We start from the raw sequence: 19,644 nt of genomic DNA on the forward strand, positions 1-19,644 counted from the left end.
TCGCCCCGTGACCACGCCAGATCGACGCATGCTCCTCGTGCACGCCCACCCCGACGACGAGACGATCAACAACGGGGCCACGATGGCCCGGTACGTCGCCGAGGGGGCGCAGGTCACCCTGCTCACCTGCACGCTGGGCGAGGAGGGCGAGATCCTCGTGCCCGAGCTCGAGCAGCTCGCCGCGGATCAGGCCGACCAGCTGGGCGGCTACCGCATCTGGGAGCTGCGCGCGGCGATGGAGGCGCTCGGTGTCACCGACATCCGCTTCCTCGGCGGCGCCGGCCGGTACCGCGACTCCGGGATGATGGGCGTCCCCTCGAACGAGAAGCCGCGCGCCTTCTGGAACGCCGACCTGGACGAGGCCGTCGGGCACGCCGTCGCCGTGGTCCGCGAGGTGCGGCCGCAGGTCGTGGTGACCTACGACGAGAACGGCGGCTACGGCCACCCCGACCACATCCAGGCCCACCGGGTCGCGATGGGCGCGGTCGCGGCCGCCGCCGACCCCGCCTACCGACCGGACCTCGGGGAGGCCTGGTCGGTGTCGAAGGTCTACTGGAACTGCATGCCGCGCTCGGTGCTCCAGCAGGGCATCGAGGCCATGGCGGCGGCCGGTGACGACACGTTCTTCGAGGGCGTCACCAGCGCCGACGACCTGCCGTTCGCCGTCCCGGACGAGGTCGTGACCGCCGCTGTCGACGCGTCGGCCTTCGGCCGGCACAAGGACGCCGCCATGCGGGCGCACCCGACGCAGATCCTGGTCGACGGCCCGTTCTTCGCCCTGTCCAACAACCTGGGGCTCGAGGTGCTCGGCGTCGAGTACTACCGCCTCGTCCAGGGCGAGCGGGGACCGGCGGGCCCCGCACCGGAGGGCTGGGAGGACGACCTGTTCGCCGGGCTGCCCGGGTGAGACAGGTCGGGCGGCTGGGCTGGGCGCTCGCCGCGGTCGTCCTCGGCGCGTGGCTCGCCCTGGTGGAGGTGTTCTGGCTGCCGCTGCGGGTGGGCGGTGTCCTCGTCCCGCTGTCGATCGTCGTCGCCGTCGTCGGCAACCTGCTGCTGCCCGCGGCGGCGCTGCGCTGGTCGGGCAGCCGGCTGGTCGCCGTCCTGCCCGCGGTGGCCTGGCTCGTGATCGCCGTCGGCGCCATGGTCCGCAGGCCGGAGGGCGACCTCGTCATGACCGGCGGCGGGACGACCGGCGTGGTCAACCTGGCTTTCCTGATGATCGGTGTGCTCGCCGCCGCGTTCTCCGTCGGGCGGGTCCTCGCCGGCCCGCGCCGGGGGGCGACGGCGGTCAGCCCGGGGACCGCTCCGGCTCCGGACCCAGCCGGTAGTGGTACCGGTGGTGCTCGGTGAAGCCCAGCCGCTCGTAGAGCGCCAGCGCCCCGGCGTTGGTCCCGGCGACCTGCAGCAGGCAGGAGTGGCCGCCGCGCCCGCGTGCCCAGGCGCCCAGCGCCGCCATGACCGCGGTCGCCAGGCCCTGCCGGCGCGCGCCCTCGTCCACGGTCACGGCGGTGACGACCAGCCAGCCGTCGGTCACCACACCGCGGGCGACGGCGGCCGGTGGGGCGGGCGCCGGAGCGGTGCGGACGGCGGCGAAGACCGGCTCGTCGGCCGCGACCAGGACCTGCAGCGCCACCGGGGGCAGCGGCGTGCCGCGGTACCGGTAGCCGCGCAGCCACGCCTCGTCCGGCTCCGGCGCCAGCTCGACCGGCACCGACGGTTCCCCCCAGCCGTCGAGCGACGCGGTGAGCACCAGGTTGTCGTCGTCGCGGGTCCAGCCGGCGGCGGCGAGGGCCTCGTCCGCCGCCTCCGCCCCGGGCAGCGGCACCTGGGCGCGCGGCCGCAGGCCGCGGGCGGCGTACCAGCCGGCCACCGCGGTGACGGCGGCGGCCAGCTCGGTGGGCGGGTTCCCCGCGACCAGGACGGAGTTGGCCCGCCCGGTGAAGCCCCCGCCGGCACGCAGCAGCCAGCCGCCGAGGCGTTCCTGCTCGAGGCCCCGCCAGGTGCGGGCGGCCAGCCGCTCGAGCTCGAACACGTCACGCACCTCGGCCACGCCGGTGATCATGCCGGGGGCGCCGGACGGTCAGGACGGCTGGTGGACCCCGCCCACGGCGGCGCGCGGAACGGGCGCCGGCTGCTGGGCCAGCCAGGCGAGGAACCGCTCGGCCGGCATGGGCCGGGCGATGTGGTAGCCCTGCGCGTAGTCGCAGCCCCAGGCGCGGAGCGCGGCGAGCGTCGCGGCGTCCTCGACGCCTTCGACCACCATGGTCATGCCCAGGTCCGTGCTCAGCTGCAGGGTGCTGCGGACGATCGCGGCTGCGCGCTCGTCCGAGGTCAGGTTGCTCACGAAGCTGCGGTCGAGCTTGAGCTCGTCCACGGGCAGCGCCCGCAGGTAGGACAGCGACGAGTAGCCGGTGCCGTAGTCGTCGATCGACAGCCGGACGCCGAGCCGCCGCAGCCCCGCCATGACCTGCTGGCTCCGGGCCGCGTCGGCCATGAGGACGTCCTCGGTGATCTCGAGGATCAGCGCGTCCGCGGGCACGTCGAAGGAGTCGAGCAGCATCTCGACCTGCTCGGGCAGCGCGACGTCCTGGAGGTTGGAGACCGACAGGTTCACCGCGACCGTGAGGTCCAGCCCTGCTGCCCGCCAGTCGCGCACGTCACGCAGCGACCGCTCCAGGACCCGCAGGGCCAGCCGGCGCATCAGGCCGGCCTGCTCGGCGAGCGGGAGGAACACGTCGGGGTAGAGCAGCCCGCGCTCGGGGTGGTTCCAGCGCACCAGCGCCTCCACCCCGATCACGCCGCCGGTCCGCAGGTCCAGCTTCGGCTGGTAGTGGACGTCGAGCTGGTCGGTGTCCAGGGCCGTACGGAGCTGCTCGAGGGTCTCGAGGCGGTCGCGGGAGGCGGTCGACCCGTCGGGCGCCCAGATCTCGTAGCCGTTGCGGCCGCGCTTGGCCGCGTACATCGCGGTGTCCGCGCGGGCCAGCAGCAGCGAACGGTCCCGGCCGTGCTCCGGGCAGAGCGCGACGCCGATGCTGGCGTCGACGTGCAGGGGCATGCCGTCGAGCACGAACGCGTCGCGCAGCGCGGCGATGAGCCGGCCGGCCACCTCCTCGGCGCGGGCGGCGTCGGCGCCGGGCAGCAGGACGGCGAACTCGTCACCGCCCATCCGCGCCAGCAGGTCACCCGGCTCCAGCGCGCGCTCCAACCGCGGCCCCACCAGGCAGAGCAGGTCGTCGCCCACGCTGTGCCCGAAGCTGTCGTTGATCTCCTTGAAGCGGTCGAGGTCGATCATGAGGACCGCGCAGTCGGCCTGGGAGCCGTAGACGGTCGCCTCCACCTGCTCGATGAACCGGCGGCGGTTGGCCAGCCCGGTCAGCGGGTCGTGGTGGGCCTCGGTGGCCAGCTGCTCGAGGCGCAGCTTCTCGACGGCGCGCAGGGCGGCGTTCTCCACGACCAGGGAGCCCTCGAGGGTCACCTGGCGGACCGCCTCGCGGACCTCCGCGGACCACGTGCGCGACTGCGACACCGAGCCGCTGACGACCAGCCCGAGCAGCCGGTCGCCCGAGAGCAGGGGCACGCTCACGTACGAGGCCAGGTCGATCGCCCGGGTCAGCCGCGGGTCGAGCAGGGCGTCGTGCGGCGCGTCCTCGACGAACACCGGCAGCTTCTGCTCGGCGGTCAGCCGCCAGAGGGGGACGTCGGCGGCGGGGCGCCCGACGAGCTGGGTCGCGATGACCTGCTCGTGCTCCCGGGGCCAGTCCACGTGCCGGACCTCGCCGATGGTGCCGTCGTCGGCGATCAGGTAGGCCGCGCTGCGGTCGGTGCCGGCCAGGCGCTGGACGGCGCGGGCGAGCACCTCCGCGGCCTCGGACACGCCGGTGGCCCCGGCGCCGTCGACCAGCATCTGCCGGACGGCGCGGGCGGTGGTGAGCGAGGCGGCGCGGGCCTCGCTGGTGCGGGCCTGCTCGATCACGCCACCGAGGTGGGCTCCGGCGGCCGCGGCGAGCCGGCGGACGTCCTCGGAGAAGGGCCGCACGACCGTGCTGTCCAGCGTGAGGACGCCGGCCAGGTGGGGGCTGCGCCCGATCGGGACGGCGAGGCCGGAGGCGACCCCGAACTTCTCCACCCACCAGCCCGAGAGCAGGCCGGAGTCCCGGTCGGCGGTCATCGGCCGGCCGGTGCGCAGCACCGTCTCGGCCAGGTGCATCCCGACGGGGGCGTTGCGGAACTGCTCCCAGGTGGCCACGTCGCGGCGGCCGTCGGCGTAGGCGGCCATGCGCGGCACGAGGCGGCCGTCCTCGAGCAGGAAGATGCAGGCCCGCTCCACCTCGCCGAGCTCGGCGAGCTGGCGGCAGGCGGAGCCGAGCAGGTGGTCCATCGACTGCGCCTTGGAGGCGGACTCGATCAGGCCGAGCAGCACCTCGACCTGGGCGGTCCGCCGCTTCTCGGACCGGCGGGTCCAGGCCTCGGAGAGGGCGACGGCGAGCCGGGGGGCCACCTGGCGGAGCAGGTGGGGCGCGGCCGCGGCGGCCGGCTCGATGGTCAGGATGCCGACCACCTGGCCGTCGACGACCAGCGGCTCGCCGTGCGCGGACCGGACGCCGCGCTCGGCGAGCTCCTTGTCCGACAGCCGGCGGCCGTCGGCCTTGGCGACGAGGGACTTGCGGCTGCGGACGATCGCGGCCATGAAGGGCGAGCTGGAGAGCGTCACGGCAGTGCGGGGGGTCGCAGCAGCGGTGGCGTCCGCCGGGTCGGCGACGGCCTGACGGAACGGCACGACCATCTCGGTCGAGGCCTCGTGCACCCACACCGACACCCGGGTGGCGCCGGCGGACGCGCGCAGACGGGCGAGGAGGCTCTCCACCGCCGCCTGGGCGTCGTACGGCGACGCCGGCACCCCGTGGTGCGTCTGCTCTGACACGGCATCAAGATCGGCAGGCAGCCGGATTGCTTGAGCCGCGGTCCGCACCCACCCCCGTCGGGGTGAGGGCCGTTCCGGGTCGGGGTCCACCCCGATCGGGCACCCGTCGCGCCCGGGTGCGCGGCCGCGCGGCATACTGATCGCGATCGATCGACCCTGGCCCCGACCAGGGATCGTGCTCCGCGCCCCCGGGAGGGAACCACCGTGACCTACGTCATCACACAGGCCTGCGTCGACGTCCTCGACAAGGCGTGCATCGACGAGTGCCCGGTGGACTGCATCTACGAGGGCGACCGGATGCTCTACATCCACCCCGACGAGTGCGTGGACTGCGGCGCCTGCGAGCCGGTCTGCCCGGTGGAGGCCATCTACTACGAGGACGACGTCCCGGACAAGTGGAAGGACTTCTACAACGCCAACGTGGAGTTCTTCTCCGACCTCGGCAGCCCCGGGGGCGCGGCGAAGACCGGCAAGATCGGCAAGGACCACCCGCTGGTCGCCGCGCTGCCGCCGCAGGGCGAAGGGCACTGACGGCCCCGTTGGCCGGCGACCCCGACCCGGGGACGTCCCGCTCGCTCCCGGACTTCCCCTGGGACGCCCTGACCGGGGCCCGCAGCCGCGCGGCCGAGCACCCGGGCGGGGTGGTCGACCTCTCGATCGGCACGCCGGTCGACGACACCCCCGCCCTGCTGACCGAGGCGCTGGCCGCCGCGGGCAACGCCCCCGGCTATCCGACGGCCCTGGGTACGCCGGAGCTGCGCACGGCCGCGGCGGGCTGGCTGCGTCGCCGGCTCGGCGTGCAGATCGCCGACCCGCAGGCCGCCGACGGGCCCGCGCTGGTGCCCACGGTCGGGTCCAAGGAGCTGGTCGCGCTCCTGCCGACCCTGCTGGGCCTGCGCAGCGGCACCGTCCTCGTGCCGGAGGTCGCCTACCCGACCTACGAGGTGGGCGCCGTGCTCGCCGGGCTGGCCGTCCGCCGCACCGACACCCCGCCGCCGGACGCGGCCGGTGTCGTGCTGGTGTGGCTGAACTCGCCGGGCAACCCGCACGGCCGGGTGCTCACCGACGACCAGCTGCGGGCCTGGGTCGCGTGGGGCCGGGCGCACGGCGTCCCCGTCGTCGCCGACGAGTGCTACGTGACGCTGGGCTGGGACGTCGAGACCCGCTCGCTGCTGCACCCCGCGATCGCCGGGGAGGACCACACCGGTCTGCTGGCGGTGCACTCGCTGTCCAAGCAGTCGACGGCGGCCGGCTACCGGGCGGGCCTGCTCTCCGGCGACCCGGCCCTCGTCCGCCCGGTCTGGGAGGTCCGGCGCCACCTCGGCCTGCTGGTGCCCGGCCCGGTGCAGGCCGCGATGGCGGCGGCCCTGGACGACGACGCGCACGTCGAGGCCCAGCGCGAGCGGTACCGCGCCCGCCGTGAGGTGCTGGCCGCCGCCGTCCGGGATGCCGGGATGCGCATCGACCACTCCGAGGCGGGCCTCTACCTGTGGGCGACGCGCGACGAGGACTGCTGGACGACGATCGACCGGCTCGCCGGCCTGGGCATCGTCGCCGCGCCCGGGAGCTTCTACGGCCCGGCCGGCGCACGGCACGTCCGGCTCGCGCTGACCGCGACCGACGAGCGGATCGCCGCGGCGGCGGAGCGGCTGGGCGGCTGAGCTCTCAGCCGGTCACTGCGGCTCGCGGTACCGGATCACGGTGCCGGCGCCGACCCGGCGGGCCGCGGTCAGGCTGAGCAGCGCCCGGCGCAGCACCTCCGGGGCGTCGGTGTCGGCCAGGGGCGCGATCCCCGCCGCGGCGGTGAGCCCCGGGATCCCGAGCGTGGGGACGGCGGCCACGAGCCGCGCCGCAGCCGTCTCCGCCGCGGCGACCGGACCGCCGAGCACGACGGCGAACTCGCCGGGCCCGGACTTGCCGAGGAAGTCGTCGCCGCGCAGCGAGCTCGCGAGCAGGGCGGTGACCTGCGCGAGGGTGCTCTGCGCGGTGGGCCAGCCGTCGTCGCGGCGCAGCAGGCCGATCACCATGAGGGTGGCGGTGCCGCCGGCCGCCCGCTGCTCGGCGATGCGGCCGAGGACGGCGTCTCGCGAGGGCAGCAGGCTGGTCACGTCGGAGACCGCTGTCTCGGGCGCGGCCACGAGGGGAGTGGTGTCGTGTGCGGTCGTCATGGCACACCTGTCGGCGTCGCGGCGTCCCGCATTGAGGGTCCGACCGGCCGGTTCCCCCTGGCGGGGCACGGCGGTCAGACCTCCGCGCAGGGCGTACGGCCCTGCTGGAGGGCCGCCGTGAGCTCCACGGCCATGCCCTCGTGCTGCTGGTAGAGCTCCGGGAAGCCGCTGCGCTGGACGGCCTGTGCGACGTCGGTGAGCCGGCCGGTGTCCCAGCCGGGGACCTGGACGAGGCGGTCGTAGAAGATGCCGGCCGCGTAGACGGGGTCCTGCACCTGGTCCTCGGACCCCCAACCCTGCGAGGGGCGCTGCTGGAAGAGGCCCAGGGAGTCGCGGTCGCCGTGGTCGAGGTTGCGCAGCCGCGACTCCTGCTGCGCCGTCGCGAGCGCGATCACGATGGCGCGGTCGGGCAACCCGCGGTCCCGGCCGACCTGGGCGATGGTCTGCGCGTTGCCGATCTGCTCCGCGGTCAGCGTCACCCCGGAGGCGGGCAGCCGGCAGCCGTCTCCTGCCATGTCGCTCCTCGAGTCCCAGGCCACGCCGACGAGGACGGCCGCGGCGACGAGCAGGGCGGGCCACCACGTCCGCGCGAGCTGCTCGAGCGGGCGGCGACGACGCGACGGCCGGCGGCTGACCTTCCTGCGGCGCTGCCCCTTCCGCCCCGGCGCGGGACGTCCGGAGCTGTGCAGGGTGGCCATCGCGGTCGACTGTATGTCCCGTTCCTGGACGTTCCCTGGAACCGCGCGGCGGCGTCAGTTCGCGTGCAGCTCCGCGTTGAGCGCGCCCCAGTCGCCGTCGCGGGGGAGGGCCTCCAGCGCCCCGCTGACGCTGTTGCGGCGGAACAGCAGGCCGTCGCGCCCGGACAGCTCGCGGGCCTTGACCACCGAACCGTCGGGCAGGGTCACCCGGGACCCCCCGGTGACGTAGCAGCCCGCCTCGACGACGCACCCGTCGCCCAGCGAGATGCCGATGCCGGCGTTGGCGCCGAGCAGGCAGCCCTTGCCGATCGAGATGGTCTCCTTGCCGCCGCCGGACAGCGTGCCCATGATCGAGGCGCCGCCGCCGATGTCGCTGTCGGCGTCCACGACCACGCCGGCGCTGATCCGGCCCTCGACCATCGACGGGCCGAGCGTCCCGGCGTTGTAGTTCACGAAGCCCTCGTGCATGACCGTGGTGCCCTCGGCGAGGTGCGCGCCGAGGCGCACGCGGTCGCCGTCGGCGATGCGGACGCCGGAGGGGATGACGTAGTCGACCATCCGCGGGAACTTGTCGACGCCGAACACGGTCACGTTGCCGACGGCGGCCCGCAGCCGGTGGGCGTTGAACCCGGCGGCCTCCACCGGGCCGGCGCTGGTCCACGCGACGTTGGTGAGCAGGCCGAAGATGCCGGTGAGGTCGGCCCCGCGCGGGCGGATCAGCCGGTGCGAGAGCAGGTGCAGCCGCAGCCAGACGTCGTGGGTGTCGACCGGCGGCTGCGACAGGTCGGGGATGACCGTGCGCACGGCGATGATCTCGACCCCGCGCGCCTCGTCGCGGCGCACGAGGCCCCCGTAGTCGGGGCCGAGCTCGCCGGAGAGCTCCAGCGCGCCGAGCCGGGTGGTGCCGGGCTTGGCGTCGTCAGGAGCCCCGAGGCGCGGTTCGGGGAACCAGGTGTCGAGGACCGTCCCTGCGGGGGTCACGGTGGCCAGCCCGGCGGCGACGGCGGAGGTCGGGGCAGCGTCAGTCACGGCGGGAACGCTACCGAGCGGCGCCGGTGCCGGGGCGGACCGGGCCGGGCCCCGCCCCCTAGGCTCGGCAGTCGTGACCGACCTCCCGCCCCTCGACCTCACCGCCGACGTCCTCGCGCTCACGCGGGCGCTGGTCGACGCGCCGTCGGTCTCCGGGTCCGAGGCGCCGCTCGCCGACGCCGTCGAGGCGGCGCTGCGCGACCTGGGTGGCCTCGAGGTCGAGCGCGTGGGCGACAGCGTGCTGGCGCGGACCAACCTCGGGCGCGCCTCCCGGGTCGTGCTCGCCGGGCACCTCGACACCGTGCCGATCGCCGACAACGTCCCCTCCGACCTGCGGGAAGTCGACGGGGTACAGCGGCTGTACGGATGTGGCACCAGTGACATGAAGGCCGGTGACGCGGTGATGCTGCGGCTGGCCGGGCGGTTCGGCGTCCCCGGCGCGCAGCCCGCGCACGACCTCACCTTCGTCTTCTACGACAACGAGGAGGTCGAGCACGCGAAGAACGGCCTGGGCCGGGTGGCGCGGGAGAAGCGCGGCTGGCTCTACGGCGACCTCGCCGTCCTCATGGAGCCGACGGACGGCGAGATCGAGGCCGGCTGCCAGGGCACGCTGCGCGCCGTCCTCGAGGTGACCGGCCGGCGGGCGCACAGCGCGCGCAGCTGGCTCGGGGTCAACGCCGTCCACGGCGCCGCCGGCATCCTCGCGACGCTGGCCGGGTACGAGGCGCGCGAGGTGGAGATCGACGGCTGCACCTACCGGGAGGGCCTCAACGCCGTCGGGATCGAGGGCGGCGTGGCCGGCAACGTGATCCCCGACGAGTGCCGGGTGACCGTCAACTTCCGCTACGCCCCCGACCGGGACGAGGACGCCGCCGAGGCCCACGTGCGCGAGGTGTTCGCCGACGCGGTGGCCGGCGGCGTGACGCTGACCGTGGTCGACAACGCCGGGGGAGCGCTGCCCGGGCTCTCCGAGCCGGCCGCCGCCGACTTCGTGGCCGCGGTGGGCCGCCCGGCCCGGGCCAAGCTGGGGTGGACCGACGTCGCCCGGTTCGCCGCTTTCGGCATCCCGGCGGTGAACTACGGGCCGGGGGATCCGCAGCTGGCCCACACCCGCGAGGAGCACGTCCGCGTGGACCGGCTCCAGCCGGCCGAGGACGCCCTGATCGCCTACCTGTCCGGGAGCCCCGCATGACCAGGAGTGCCGCATGACCCTTCCCCCGAGCCCCCAGCCGCCGGACGGCCGGCGACCGCGACCGACGCGGCACCGCGGCCCGATCATGCTGCGCGGTGGCGAGCCGGACCCGCAGACGGTCGGCACCACGACCGACCAGCGGCTGCTCGACCGGCGGGGCCCGACGGACTGGGTGCACACCGATCCGTGGCGCGTGCTCCGCATCCAGAGCGAGTTCGTCGAGGGCTTCGGCCTGCTCGCCGAGCTGCCGCGCGCGGTGAGCGTCTTCGGCAGCGCCCGCACCCCGCGCGACCACCCGCACTACGGCGCGGGCGTGGCGATCGGCGCCGCCCTCGCGGACGCCGGCTACGCGGTGATCACCGGCGGCGGTCCGGGCGCGATGGAGGCGGCCAACCGCGGCGCCTCGGAGGCCGGCGGGCTGTCGGTCGGCCTGGGCATCGAGCTGCCGTTCGAGCAGGAGCTCAACGAGTGGGTCGACGTCGGCATCTCGTTCCGCTACTTCTTCGTGCGCAAGACGATGTTCGTGAAGTACGCCCAGGCCTTCGTGATCCTCCCGGGCGGCTTCGGCACCCTCGACGAGCTGTTCGAGGCCCTGACCCTCGTGCAGACGCGCAAGGTGACCCGCTTCCCGGTGATCCTGTTCGGCACGGAGTACTGGTCGGGCCTCATGGAGTGGGTCCGGACGACGCTGGCCGCGACCGGCACGATCAACGCCGCGGACCTCGACCTGATCACCGTCACCGACGACATCGGCGAGGTGATGTCGGTGGTCCAGGCCGCCGACGCCGCCCGCCGGGCGGGGAACGGCGGCGGGGGCATGCAGCAGGTCCAGGTCGACCAGGGTCCCGTCGAGGGCTGATGCTCTCGTTCATCGCCTTCGTCGTCGGCGTGCTGGTGGTCGGTGCGCTGCTGTTCCTGGGTGCCTCGCTCCTGCTCGGCCGCGGCGAGACCCGGCCCCCGGCGGAGGCCGACCGCTCGCCGGTCGCGCTGCCGGGCGACCGGCCGGTGACGGCGGACGACGTCCGGAGCCTGCAGCTGTCGGTGAACGTCCGCGGGTACCGGATGACGGAGGTCGACTGGCTGCTCGACCAGTTCGCCGCCGTCCTCGAGGAACGCGACGACGAGATCGCCGCGCTGCGCGCGCGGCTGCATCCGGCACCCGCGGCCGCCGCGAAGGAGGAGCAGCCGCCGGACCACGGCGCGGCCGACGAGGAGGAACCCCCACGTGCCTGACCTGGTGGAGCGGATCGACGTCGACGCACCGCCCGAGCGGGTGTGGGCGCTGCTGACCGACTGGGAGCGGCAGGGCGACTGGATGCTGCTCACCGACGTCCGCACGGTGGGCGACAGCGCGCAGCGGCTGCACGGGCGGCTGGCCGCGCGGACCGGGCTGCCGCTGCCCGGGAGGCGGCGGATCGGCGTCCTCGACACGATGATCATCACGACGTGGGACCCGCCTCGGCTGGTCGAGGTGCAGCACACCGGCCGGATCGTGCGCGGCCCCGGCACGTTCGAGGTGCTGCCCAGGGGCGCGCACTCGACCGTCGTCGTCAGCGAGACCTGGTACCTGCCCTACGGCTACCTCGGGGTGGCCGGCTGGTTCCTGTCCCGGCCCCTGGTGCTCTGGGGGCTGCGGCGCTCGCTGCAGCGGCTGGCGGCCCTCGCCGAGCGGGGCTGAGTCACCGGCCGGAACGCACGTGCGCGAGCGCCTCGCGCGCGAGGTCGAGGTCGGCCGCCGGGTCGGTGATCGCCGCCCACTCCCTCATCGGGCTGCCCCTGCCGTTGGCGGAGGGCGCGCAGGTGCCGTCGCCGACCAGCTCGGCCACGCGGGCGGCGGGGAGCTTCACCACCACCCCGTCCTGCACCTGCATCGCGAAGATCGAGCCGTCCACCTTCAGCGCCTCCGAGCCGAAGGTGCGGCGACCGCCCCCGGCGGGAGGTGCGACGCCCGGTGCGCCCGTGAAGGCGTCGACGAGCACGGCGAAGCGTCCGGCGGCGTCCACGCGCACATCCCAGCCCTGCCGACGGTCGCCCCGCAAGCACATCGGGGCCGTGGGCGAGGATGCTGCCGTGACGACGACGCAGGACCGGCCGTGAGCCGCCGCGGGTGGGCGCTGTTCCTGACCATGTCGGTGATCTGGGGCATCCCGTACCTGCTCATCAAGGTGGCCGTGGACGAGGTCTCTCCGGAGATGCTCGTGTTCGTCCGCTGCGTGGTGGGCGCGGCCCTGCTGCTGCCGTGGACGGTCGCGACGGGCCGGCTGCGGCCGGCACTGCGCCACTGGCGTGCGCTGCTGCTGTTCACGGTGCTGGAGATGGCCGGGCCCTGGTTCCTCATCGCCTACGCGGAGGGGACGCTGTCGAGCTCCCTGACCGGGCTCCTCGTCGCGGGCGTTCCCTTCGTCGCCGCCCTGGCCGCGCGTGCGGCCGGGGAGGAGGAGCGGCTCACCCCGGTCCGGATCCTGGGCATGGCGATCGGCGTCGCCGGGATCGCCGTCCTGCTCGGGCTGGACTTCCACGGTGCCCAGCTGCTGCCGCTGCTCGCGATCGGGCTGGTCCTGATCGGCTACGCCACCGGCCCGCTCGTCGTCACCCGGGCGCTCCCGGACGTCTCCGGCGTGGCTGCCAGCTCCATCGCCCTCTTCGTCACCGCGGTGGTCTACGCGCCGTTCGCGCTGCCGGACGCCGGCGGGCTGGCGGAGGTGTCGGCCCCAGCGTGGTCGTCGCTGATCGGCCTCGGCGTCGTCTGCACGGCGCTGGCGCTGGCACTGTTCTTCGCCCTGATCCGCGAGGTCGGCCCGCAGCGGGCGCTGGTCATCACGTTCGTCAACCCGGCGGTGGCGGTCCTGCTGGGCGTCGTCCTGCTGGACGAGCCCTTCACCCTCGGCATCGCGCTGGGCCTGCCGCTGGTGCTGGTGGGCTGCGTCCTCGCCACCCGTCGCAGCCCGGTGCCGTCCCGGCCGTCCGAGCTGTGCGACGTGGACAGCGCCGTGCCCTGAACCCGACCGGAACTGTCAGAGGTCGAACATACGATCGACTGCATGACGGAGCGGTGCACCGGATCGGGGGAGGACCCGGGCGCGCCCACGGTCGGCTGGGCGTCGGGTCCGCTGGGAGCCGTGCAGAGGGCTGATCGGGTGATCGGCCGCAGCACGGCGGCACGGGCCCGGGCGGTGGCCGCCTTCGCGGCCGAGCGGCCGGCGTCGGTGGACCGGCCCGCCGGTCAGCGCGGGGCGATGGGCGCGGCACGTCGGAGCGCCCGCCCGCAGGTGCTGGCGGACGTGAGCGAGTGGGCAGCGCCGGAACTGGTCGTCGCCCTGTCGATCAGCCAGCGCGCCGCCGAGCAGCTGCTCGAACGGTCCCTCACCCTGGTGCACCGCCTGCCCCGGACGCTCGTCGCGCTGGAACGCGGTGCGGTGAACACCGGGCACGTGTGGCCGCTGCTGGAGCACGTGGCGCCCATCGCGGATGACGGCCTGCGTGCCGAGGTGGAGGCCGAGCTGCTGGCGTGGGTGGCGGATCGGTCGGTCACCACCGGCGCCCAGCTCGGGGCGAAGGCGCGGAGGGTCGTGCTGGCGCGTGACGTCCGGGCCGCCGCCAGGCGGCTGACCGCCGCGCTCAGGGGCCGCGGGGTGACCTGCCGCCCCGGGACCACGGAGGGGACGGCGGTGGTCTCGGCCCTGCTGACCGTCCCGGAGGCCCAGGCGGTGATGGACGCGCTCGGGCGGTACGTCGACGCCGTGGACGACGACCCCGAGGACACCCGCACCCGCGAGGCGAAGATGGCCGACTGCCTGCTCGACCTCGTGCTGCGCCCCGGCGAGACAGGGCTGCCGCCGGTGCAGGCGCAGGTCACCCTGGTCGCGAGCCTCTCCACCATGGCGGGCGGGGACGAGCCAGGCGAGATCGGGGGCGAGCCGGTTCCGGCGGAGATGGTCCGAGCACTTGCGCGCGCCCTCGGCCTCATCCCCGACGTCGCGGAGCCCGGGGCCACGATGCCTGAGGTCACGGAGCCCGAGGACACCGAGCCCGAGGACACCGAGCCCGGGGACACCGAGCCCGAGGACACCGAGCCCGAGGGCACGGAGCACGGGAGCGGGCGCCCCTGGGAGGGCGAGGACCCGACGGGCGAGCAGCGGGCACTGGAGGACTGGTGGGCGGCCACCGAAAGGCGCGTTCTGGCCGAGGGCTGGCGGGGCGCGGAGGCCCCGCCGCCGGCCGAGCAGGAGCGCTGGTGGGCCGAGCAGGCGCGTCTGGACGCGATGCCGACGGCGGCGGACCTGTGGGATCCGGGGGAGAGCCCGCGGGCTGCGGTCCTCGACCCGGCACCGGTCCCGATCGCGGTCGGGACCGGGACGAGTTCCTGGGCTGCGGCCGACAGTGCCGTCGACACGGCGGGGCTGGCCCTGCTCGATCTCGACCGCGCTCTGGGTCGGGCGCGCACCGCGGTCGCCCGGGCCGAACGCGCGGACGCCCTGGACGAGGAGGCCTGGCAGGGCTCGCCCGGAGGTCGGCTCTCCGGTGCAGCCGACTCGCTGGAAGCGCTGGCAGCGATGAGCAGTGAGCAGCGCGAGGCGCTGGCGGACCTGCTCACCCGCACCTCCGGAGGAGGACTCGTCGACCGGCCGCGCGTTGCAGTCCGCAACGCAGTCACGGGGGCCCTGCTGGCGCTCACGGACCTTCCGGGATTGCGCCGCGCTGCTCGCTCCAGCAGGGGCTTGGGCCCGCCACCGGACACTCCCGGCTACCGGCCGGGAGCGCGACTGGATCGGTTCCTGCGGGCCAGGGATCGGCGCTGCCGATTCCCCGGCTGCCGTGCCCCGGTGCCGCGCGGCGGAGAACTCGACCACGACCGCCCCTACCCCGACGGCGCCACGAGCGCGACCAACCTGGCCGGCTACTGCACCTCGCACCACCGGGGCAAGCACCAGGCGCCCGGTCTCCGGCACGAGCTGGCGCGCGACGGGACGCTCACCGTCACCACTGCCAGCGGACTCGTCGCGGTCACCACCCCGCCGCCGTTCTGAGCGGCGCGCTGCCGACCGGGACGCTCAGCCGAGCCGGCGCAGCTCCGGCCAGATCTCCGCCCAGGTGGCGGTCCGGCTGCTGGCGATCCACACCTGCGTGCCCTGCTCGTCGTTGTCCAGCCCCACCCCGTTGTCGATCACGGCTGCGCGTTGCACCGTGCCGAACCACCGGTGCAGCTGGTCCTCCGACAGGCCGACGACGACGGCGGTGTCGACGTCCTCGGGCGGGGGTCCCCAGGTCCAGTAGGAGTTGTGGCCGCTGTAGGCCGGTGCCAGCCGGGGTGCGAACCGGTCGATCGCACCGGCCTCGCCGTAGTTCTGCGTGAGGACGACGAACGGTGTGTCGAGGAGGTCGATGCTGGCGCGCTCGACCGTGGCCGCCAGGCGGGGCCAGCCGACCTGCTCCCCGGCGTCGTAGCTGATGTCGGGTATCGGCGTGTCCCCCAGCCGGTCCGCCGGGACGATCGGCAGCCCCAGGAGGGCGCTGACGGCGAGGCTGAGGGCGAGGGCGACGGCGAGCAGGCCGGTCCGGAGCCGTGCTGCCCCGTGCCGCGCCCAGTCGACGACCGGGCCGGCGCCGGCAGCCAGCAGGACCGGGTACATCCCTGCCAGGTAGTACGGCTTGCCGCCCGTGAGCAGGAAGACGACCAGGAGCACGACGTAGGCGACGGCGAAGGCGCGCCAGGTGCGCAGGGCGGGGTCCCGGGCCAGCCGCCACCAGCCGGCCACCCAGACCGGGACCAGCAGCGGGCTGACCAGGACCAGCTGGAACGGCACGAACAGGTACCAGGGCTCGCTCGTCCCGGAGCTGCCGCCGGCGATGGCCTCGGCGAGCTCCAGCTGCGGCCAGCCGTTGGCCGCCTGCCAGACCAGGTTGGGCGCCCAGACGGCGAGCGCCACCAGACCGCCCAGCCACGGCCAGGGGGAGCGCAGGGCCGGTCGCGGCCCGGCCACCAGCACACCGAGCACGACGGCGGCCACGAGGAACGCCGGCTGCACCTTGTTCTGCAGCGCCACGCCCGCGACCGCGCCGGTCAGCAGCCAGAGCGGTCCGCCGTCCCGGATCGCCCGCACCAGCAGCCAGGACAGGGCCGTCCACGCGAGGAGGTCGGGCGTGGTCGTCGAGAGCAGGTGGCCGACGATGAGCAGGACGGAGGAGACGGCCATGCAGGCCGCGGCCAGCGCCTGCGCCGTCCGTCCCGCGCCGAACTCGCGCGCGATGAGGCCGGTGACCAGCACCAGCAGCCCTGCGGCGAGCGCGGACGGCAGCCGCAGCCCCACCAGCGAGCCCGGGAACAGCTCGTCCATCGCGCGCGCCAGCAGGGGCGTCAGCGGGGGCTGGTCGACGTAGCCGAACGCGAGCTCCCGGCCGGCCCGGAGGAAGTACAGCTCGTCGCGGTGGTAGCCGTACCGGCCGGCGAACGCCAGCAGCAGGACCGCGACGGCGGCCGCCAGGGACACCAGCGGGACCCAGGCGACCGGAGTCCGGCGGACGACTGCCTCGGGAGGGGCCACGGCCGGACCGTAACGGGCCGCGCGGCGGGCGTGTCGGACGCGCCCGTTAGCGTCGGCGGCGTGGCAGACGAGCGGTCCCGCTGCGCGTGGGCGACCAGCACGCCGGACTACGTCCGGTACCACGACGAGGAGTGGGGCACGCCCCTGCACGGGGACGACGCGCTGTTCGAGCGGCTGTGCCTCGAGGCGTTCCAGTCCGGCCTGTCCTGGATCACGATCCTGCGCAAGCGGCCGGCGTTCCGGTCGGCGTTCGCCGGCTTCTCCATCGACGCCGTCGCGGAGTTCACCGAGCAGGACGAGGCGCGGCTGATGGCCGACGCCGGCATCGTCCGGAACCGGGCGAAGATCGCCGCCGCGGTGCGCAACGCGCGGGCCGCCCAGCAGCTGCCGGACGGGCTGTCGGCGCTGCTGTGGTCGTTCGCCCCGGCCGGTCCGCGGCCCCACCCGGCGACGCTCGCGGACGTGCCGGCGACCAGCCCGGAATCGGTCGCCATGGCCAAGGAGCTGAAGCGGCGCGGCTTCGCCTTCGTCGGCCCGACGACCGCCTACGCCCTCATGCAGGCCACCGGGATGGTCGACGACCACGTCGCCGACTGCTTCCGCGCCGACGCGGCCGGGTGACCCGGGGGGGCTCGTGTTGGACGAGAGCGGCTCATACGGGATCATTGGTGCAGAGCGCACAGCAGCGACGGACGCCCACGCTCCTGCCCCGGCAGGATCGGTGGGCCGATGAAGGAGGCACGCATGGCGGCCATGAAGCCGCGCACGGGTGAAGGTCCCCTCGAGGTCACCAAGGAGGGGCGCGGCCTGGTCATGCGCGTTCCGCTCGAGGGAGGCGGTCGCCTGGTCGTCGAGCTGTCTCCCGACGAGGCGGCGGCGCTGTCGGAGGCACTGAAGGGCGCGACCAGCTGAACACCTCCGCGAGCCTGCCCCCGGGCAGCCCCGCGAACGACTCGGCCCCGGCCGTCGGCAGCTCGCCGGCGACCGGGGCCGCGCCGTTGCCGCGGGTCGAGATCGTGTCCGCCGTGCCGACGCTCGGCCCCGAGGACGTCCTCGCCGTCCCGGTCGGGGCCGGCGGGACCCTCCCCTCGTGGCTCGACGGCGCCGCCGCCCCTCCGGTCAGCCCCGAGCTGCTGACCGGCGCCCTGGCCGACACGGGCAACCGGGGCAGGGCGGGAACCGTCACCAACATCCCGGTCGCCGGACGGCGGCCGCGCAGCGTCGTCGCCGTCGGGGTGGGGGAGGGCGCGCTGCCCGACCTCCGCGGGTACGTGGCCACCGCGGTGCGCCGCGCCCAGACGCTGGCCGAGCACGGGGCCCGCCGGCTCGTGCTGCCCGTGGACACCACGGTCGCGCCGGCCGGGGCCGTCGAGGTGCGCGCCGCCGTCGAGGCCGCGCTCCTGTCGGGTTACCGCTTCCGCGAGCTGTCCACGCCGCACCTGCCGCGGCTGGCGACCGTCACCGTGGTCGCCGCCGACGCCGACGACCCGGCGGTGGCCGCCGCGGTCGAGGCCGGCCGCACCACCGCCGGAGCCGTCGCCTGGGCGCGCGACCTGATCAACACCCCCAGCAACGTGAAGAACCCTCCGTGGCTGGCCGAGCAGGCCGTCGACCGGCTCTCCGGCCTGCCCCACGTCACCGTCACCGTCCTCGGTCCGGACGAGCTGCGGGCCGGCGGCTTCGGCGGCGTGCTGGCCGTCGGGGGTGGGTCGGCGACCCCGCCCCGCGTGGTTGTCGCCGCCTACCGGCCCCCATCGGCGGGCGCCGGGCACCCGGTGCTGGTCGGCAAGGGCATCACGTTCGACACCGGCGGTCTCTCCATCAAGCCCAACGCGGGCATGCGCGAGATGAAGACCGACATGGCCGGGGGAGCCGCCGTGCTCGCGGTGGTCGACGCCGCCGCCCGGCTGGAGCTGCCGGTGGCCGTGACGGCGGTCGTCCCGGCGGCCGAGAACGCCGTCTCCGGCTCCTCCTACCGCCCGGCCGACGTCGTCCGGCACGTGGGCGGGCGCACGACCGAGGTGCTCAACACCGACGCCGAGGGGCGCATGGTGCTCGCCGACGGGCTGGCCCACGCCCGCCTGGAGCTGGGCGCGACCGTGCTGGTCGACGTCGCCACGCTCACCGGGGCGATGAAGGTGGCGCTCGGCACGAAGACGGCGGGCCTGTTCGCCACCACCGACGGCCTCGCCGACGCGCTGCGCACGGCAGGGGCGCAGGCGGGGGAGGCGTCGTGGCGGATGCCGCTGCTCGAGGAGCACCGCGACCTGCTCGACAGCGCCGTCGCCGACGCCAACAACGCCCCGGGCAACCCCGGCGGCACCACCGCCGCGCTGTTCCTGCAGCCGTTCGCCGGTGACCTGCCGTGGGCGCACCTCGACGTGGCCGGGCCGGCGCGGGCCGGCTCCGACGACGCCGAGGTGGTCAAGGGCGGGACCGGTTTCGGTGTCCGGACGCTCCTGCACTGGCTGGAGGCAGGGGCGCCGGTCGAGCAGGCGGAGACGGTCCTCGACTGAGCGGCGGCCCGGCCGGCGCTACTCGCCGGTCGAGCCGTCGATCGCCTCGCGCAGCAGGTCGGCGTGCCCGGCGTGCCGCGCGGTCTCCTCGATCATGTGCAGCAGCACCCAGCGCAGGTCCCACCGGTTCCCGGTCCGCCGCGAGGTCCCGACCGACAGGTCGTCCAGGCTCGCCGTGGCGGCGACCACCTCCCGGCTGCGGGCGCACGCGTCGACGTAGCGGGCCCGCAGCTCGGCCGGCTCGAGGTCCGTCGCGGTGCGGAACTCGAAGTCGGGGTCGGCGTCCCAGTCGATGCCGGCCCACGGCTCGCGCTCGGGGCGGCCGGCGAAGCGCTCGTCGAACCACGAGTCCTCCACCAGGGCCAGGTGGTTGAGCAGGCCGGCCAGCGTCAGCGACGACGACGGGATGGTCCGCGCCAGCTGCTCGGCGGTCAGCCCCTCGGTCTTGAGGAGCACCGTCTCGCGCTGGTAGTCGAGGAAGGCGGACAGCAGGTCGCGTTCGGAGCCGGAGTCCGGTGGGTCGGTGCGCACCGCGACACCTTCTCAGGTGGGGACGACGGCCGTGTGCGCCCGTGTCA

General features: G+C 75.2%; 21 protein-coding genes. 13 read left to right on the forward strand and 8 right to left on the reverse strand.

Annotated features, from left to right (window positions below; all coding sequences use genetic code 11):
- Positions 1–7: 7 nt before the first annotated feature.
- Entirely contained in the window at positions 8–907 is a 900-nt protein-coding gene (mshB, locus tag DCS98_RS03630) for an N-acetyl-1-D-myo-inositol-2-amino-2-deoxy-alpha-D-glucopyranoside deacetylase (RefSeq protein WP_241037115.1), read from the forward strand.
- Positions 904–1,350, forward strand: coding sequence for a hypothetical protein (locus DCS98_RS03635; RefSeq protein ID WP_241037118.1), 447 nt, complete (start codon positions 904–906; stop codon positions 1,348–1,350). Before mshB ends, DCS98_RS03635 begins: the two co-directional genes overlap by 4 nt.
- Here the strand turns inward: DCS98_RS03635 and DCS98_RS03640 are convergent.
- Entirely contained in the window at positions 1,289–2,050 is a 762-nt protein-coding gene (locus DCS98_RS03640) for a GNAT family N-acetyltransferase (RefSeq protein ID WP_241037120.1), read from the reverse strand. The two genes, DCS98_RS03635 and DCS98_RS03640, sit on opposite strands and share 62 nt — an antisense overlap.
- Positions 2,051–2,080: 30 nt before the next feature.
- A complete protein-coding gene (locus DCS98_RS03645; protein ID WP_164704348.1) occupies positions 2,081–4,921 on the reverse strand; it encodes a bifunctional diguanylate cyclase/phosphodiesterase in 2,841 nt (946 codons plus the stop codon).
- A 204-nt stretch (positions 4,922–5,125) separates the two neighbouring features.
- Between DCS98_RS03645 and fdxA the strand changes: the two genes are divergently transcribed.
- Positions 5,126–5,452, forward strand: a complete 327-nt coding sequence (gene fdxA / locus DCS98_RS03650; protein WP_012947287.1) for a ferredoxin — start codon at positions 5,126–5,128, stop codon at positions 5,450–5,452.
- An 8-nt stretch (positions 5,453–5,460) separates the two neighbouring features.
- Positions 5,461–6,582 (forward strand): succinyldiaminopimelate transaminase, encoded by a 1,122-nt coding sequence (gene dapC, locus DCS98_RS03655; protein ID WP_206340071.1) that lies wholly within the window; start codon positions 5,461–5,463, stop codon positions 6,580–6,582.
- 12 nt (positions 6,583–6,594) lie between these two features.
- Here dapC and DCS98_RS03660 read toward each other — a convergent pair whose 3' ends face one another.
- From DCS98_RS03660 to dapD, 3 genes are all read right to left on the reverse strand, one after another.
- Positions 6,595–7,089, reverse strand: a complete 495-nt coding sequence (locus tag DCS98_RS03660; protein WP_116449922.1) for a nucleotidyl cyclase domain-containing protein — start codon at positions 7,087–7,089, stop codon at positions 6,595–6,597.
- A 74-nt stretch (positions 7,090–7,163) separates the two neighbouring features.
- Positions 7,164–7,787, reverse strand: coding sequence for a hypothetical protein (locus tag DCS98_RS23845; RefSeq protein ID WP_116449923.1), 624 nt, complete (start codon positions 7,785–7,787; stop codon positions 7,164–7,166).
- Positions 7,788–7,841: 54 nt separating this feature from the next.
- Complete coding sequence (gene dapD / locus DCS98_RS03670) at positions 7,842–8,816, reverse strand: 2,3,4,5-tetrahydropyridine-2,6-dicarboxylate N-succinyltransferase (protein WP_116449924.1); 975 nt, start codon at positions 8,814–8,816, stop codon at positions 7,842–7,844.
- Between the two features lie 73 nt (positions 8,817–8,889).
- Here dapD and dapE point away from each other — a divergent pair, with 73 nt between their 5' ends.
- From dapE to DCS98_RS03690, 4 genes are read left to right on the forward strand one after another with little or no spacing between them, the layout of a single operon-like run.
- Positions 8,890–10,008, forward strand: coding sequence for a succinyl-diaminopimelate desuccinylase (gene dapE, locus DCS98_RS03675; RefSeq protein WP_116449925.1), 1,119 nt, complete (start codon positions 8,890–8,892; stop codon positions 10,006–10,008).
- A 13-nt stretch (positions 10,009–10,021) separates the two neighbouring features.
- Entirely contained in the window at positions 10,022–10,867 is an 846-nt protein-coding gene (locus DCS98_RS03680) for an LOG family protein (protein ID WP_116449926.1), read from the forward strand.
- Positions 10,867–11,241: a DivIVA domain-containing protein gene (locus DCS98_RS03685; RefSeq protein ID WP_116449927.1), complete on the forward strand. Its 375-nt coding sequence runs from the start codon at positions 10,867–10,869 to the stop codon at positions 11,239–11,241. Before DCS98_RS03680 ends, DCS98_RS03685 begins: the two co-directional genes overlap by 1 nt.
- Positions 11,234–11,686: an SRPBCC family protein gene (locus DCS98_RS03690; RefSeq protein WP_116449928.1), complete on the forward strand. Its 453-nt coding sequence runs from the start codon at positions 11,234–11,236 to the stop codon at positions 11,684–11,686. Before DCS98_RS03685 ends, DCS98_RS03690 begins: the two co-directional genes overlap by 8 nt.
- A gap of 1 nt (position 11,687) precedes the next feature.
- Here DCS98_RS03690 and DCS98_RS03695 read toward each other — a convergent pair whose 3' ends face one another.
- The gene (locus DCS98_RS03695; RefSeq protein WP_116450169.1) at positions 11,688–12,011 is read right to left on the reverse strand and encodes a hypothetical protein; all 324 of its coding nucleotides are present in this window, start codon (positions 12,009–12,011) and stop codon (positions 11,688–11,690) included.
- A gap of 90 nt (positions 12,012–12,101) precedes the next feature.
- Between DCS98_RS03695 and DCS98_RS03700 the strand changes: the two genes are divergently transcribed.
- Together DCS98_RS03700 and DCS98_RS03705 are read left to right on the forward strand one after the other, a co-directional pair.
- On the forward strand, positions 12,102–13,007 hold the full coding sequence (locus DCS98_RS03700) for a DMT family transporter (protein WP_116449929.1): 906 nt from the start codon (positions 12,102–12,104) through the stop codon (positions 13,005–13,007).
- Between the two features lie 42 nt (positions 13,008–13,049).
- Positions 13,050–15,035, forward strand: a complete 1,986-nt coding sequence (locus tag DCS98_RS03705; RefSeq protein WP_116449930.1) for an HNH endonuclease signature motif containing protein — start codon at positions 13,050–13,052, stop codon at positions 15,033–15,035.
- A 24-nt stretch (positions 15,036–15,059) separates the two neighbouring features.
- Here the strand turns inward: DCS98_RS03705 and DCS98_RS03710 are convergent, their stop codons facing one another.
- Positions 15,060–16,550, reverse strand: a complete 1,491-nt coding sequence (locus DCS98_RS03710) for a glycosyltransferase family 39 protein (RefSeq protein ID WP_116449931.1) — start codon at positions 16,548–16,550, stop codon at positions 15,060–15,062.
- Positions 16,551–16,610: 60 nt separating this feature from the next.
- On the opposite strand from DCS98_RS03710, the gene DCS98_RS03715 reads away from it, so the two are divergent.
- The 3 genes from DCS98_RS03715 to DCS98_RS03725 all read left to right on the forward strand — a co-directional run bounded on the left by DCS98_RS03715 (position 16,611) and on the right by DCS98_RS03725 (position 19,066).
- A complete protein-coding gene (locus tag DCS98_RS03715) occupies positions 16,611–17,171 on the forward strand; it encodes a DNA-3-methyladenine glycosylase I (RefSeq protein WP_206340072.1) in 561 nt (186 codons plus the stop codon).
- Between the two features lie 123 nt (positions 17,172–17,294).
- Entirely contained in the window at positions 17,295–17,462 is a 168-nt protein-coding gene (locus DCS98_RS03720) for a DUF3117 domain-containing protein (protein WP_012947303.1), read from the forward strand.
- A 113-nt stretch (positions 17,463–17,575) separates the two neighbouring features.
- Complete coding sequence (locus DCS98_RS03725; protein WP_241037122.1) at positions 17,576–19,066, forward strand: leucyl aminopeptidase family protein; 1,491 nt, start codon at positions 17,576–17,578, stop codon at positions 19,064–19,066.
- Positions 19,067–19,084: 18 nt separating this feature from the next.
- Here the strand turns inward: DCS98_RS03725 and DCS98_RS03730 are convergent, their stop codons facing one another.
- Positions 19,085–19,597, reverse strand: coding sequence for a DinB family protein (locus tag DCS98_RS03730; protein ID WP_116449934.1), 513 nt, complete (start codon positions 19,595–19,597; stop codon positions 19,085–19,087).
- Between the last annotated feature and the right edge of the window lie 47 nt (positions 19,598–19,644).

The organism is Blastococcus litoris, assembly GCF_003075095.1.
Taxonomy (GTDB): domain Bacteria; phylum Actinomycetota; class Actinomycetes; order Mycobacteriales; family Geodermatophilaceae; genus Blastococcus_B; species Blastococcus_B litoris.

What these genes read in the sequence shown, in the direction of transcription:
- DCS98_RS03680 (WP_116449926.1), top strand. Translation starts at nt 10,022, where the DNA reads ATGACCCTTCCCCCGAGCCCCCAGCCGCCGGACGGCCGGCGACCGCGA.
- DCS98_RS03660 (WP_116449922.1), bottom strand. Translation starts at nt 7,089, where the DNA reads ATGACGACCGCACACGACACCACTCCCCTCGTGGCCGCGCCCGAGACA.
- DCS98_RS03705 (WP_116449930.1), top strand. Translation starts at nt 13,050, where the DNA reads ATGACGGAGCGGTGCACCGGATCGGGGGAGGACCCGGGCGCGCCCACG.
- DCS98_RS03720 (WP_012947303.1), top strand. Translation starts at nt 17,295, where the DNA reads ATGGCGGCCATGAAGCCGCGCACGGGTGAAGGTCCCCTCGAGGTCACC.
- DCS98_RS03685 (WP_116449927.1), top strand. Translation starts at nt 10,867, where the DNA reads ATGCTCTCGTTCATCGCCTTCGTCGTCGGCGTGCTGGTGGTCGGTGCG.
- DCS98_RS23845 (WP_116449923.1), bottom strand. Translation starts at nt 7,787, where the DNA reads ATGGCCACCCTGCACAGCTCCGGACGTCCCGCGCCGGGGCGGAAGGGG.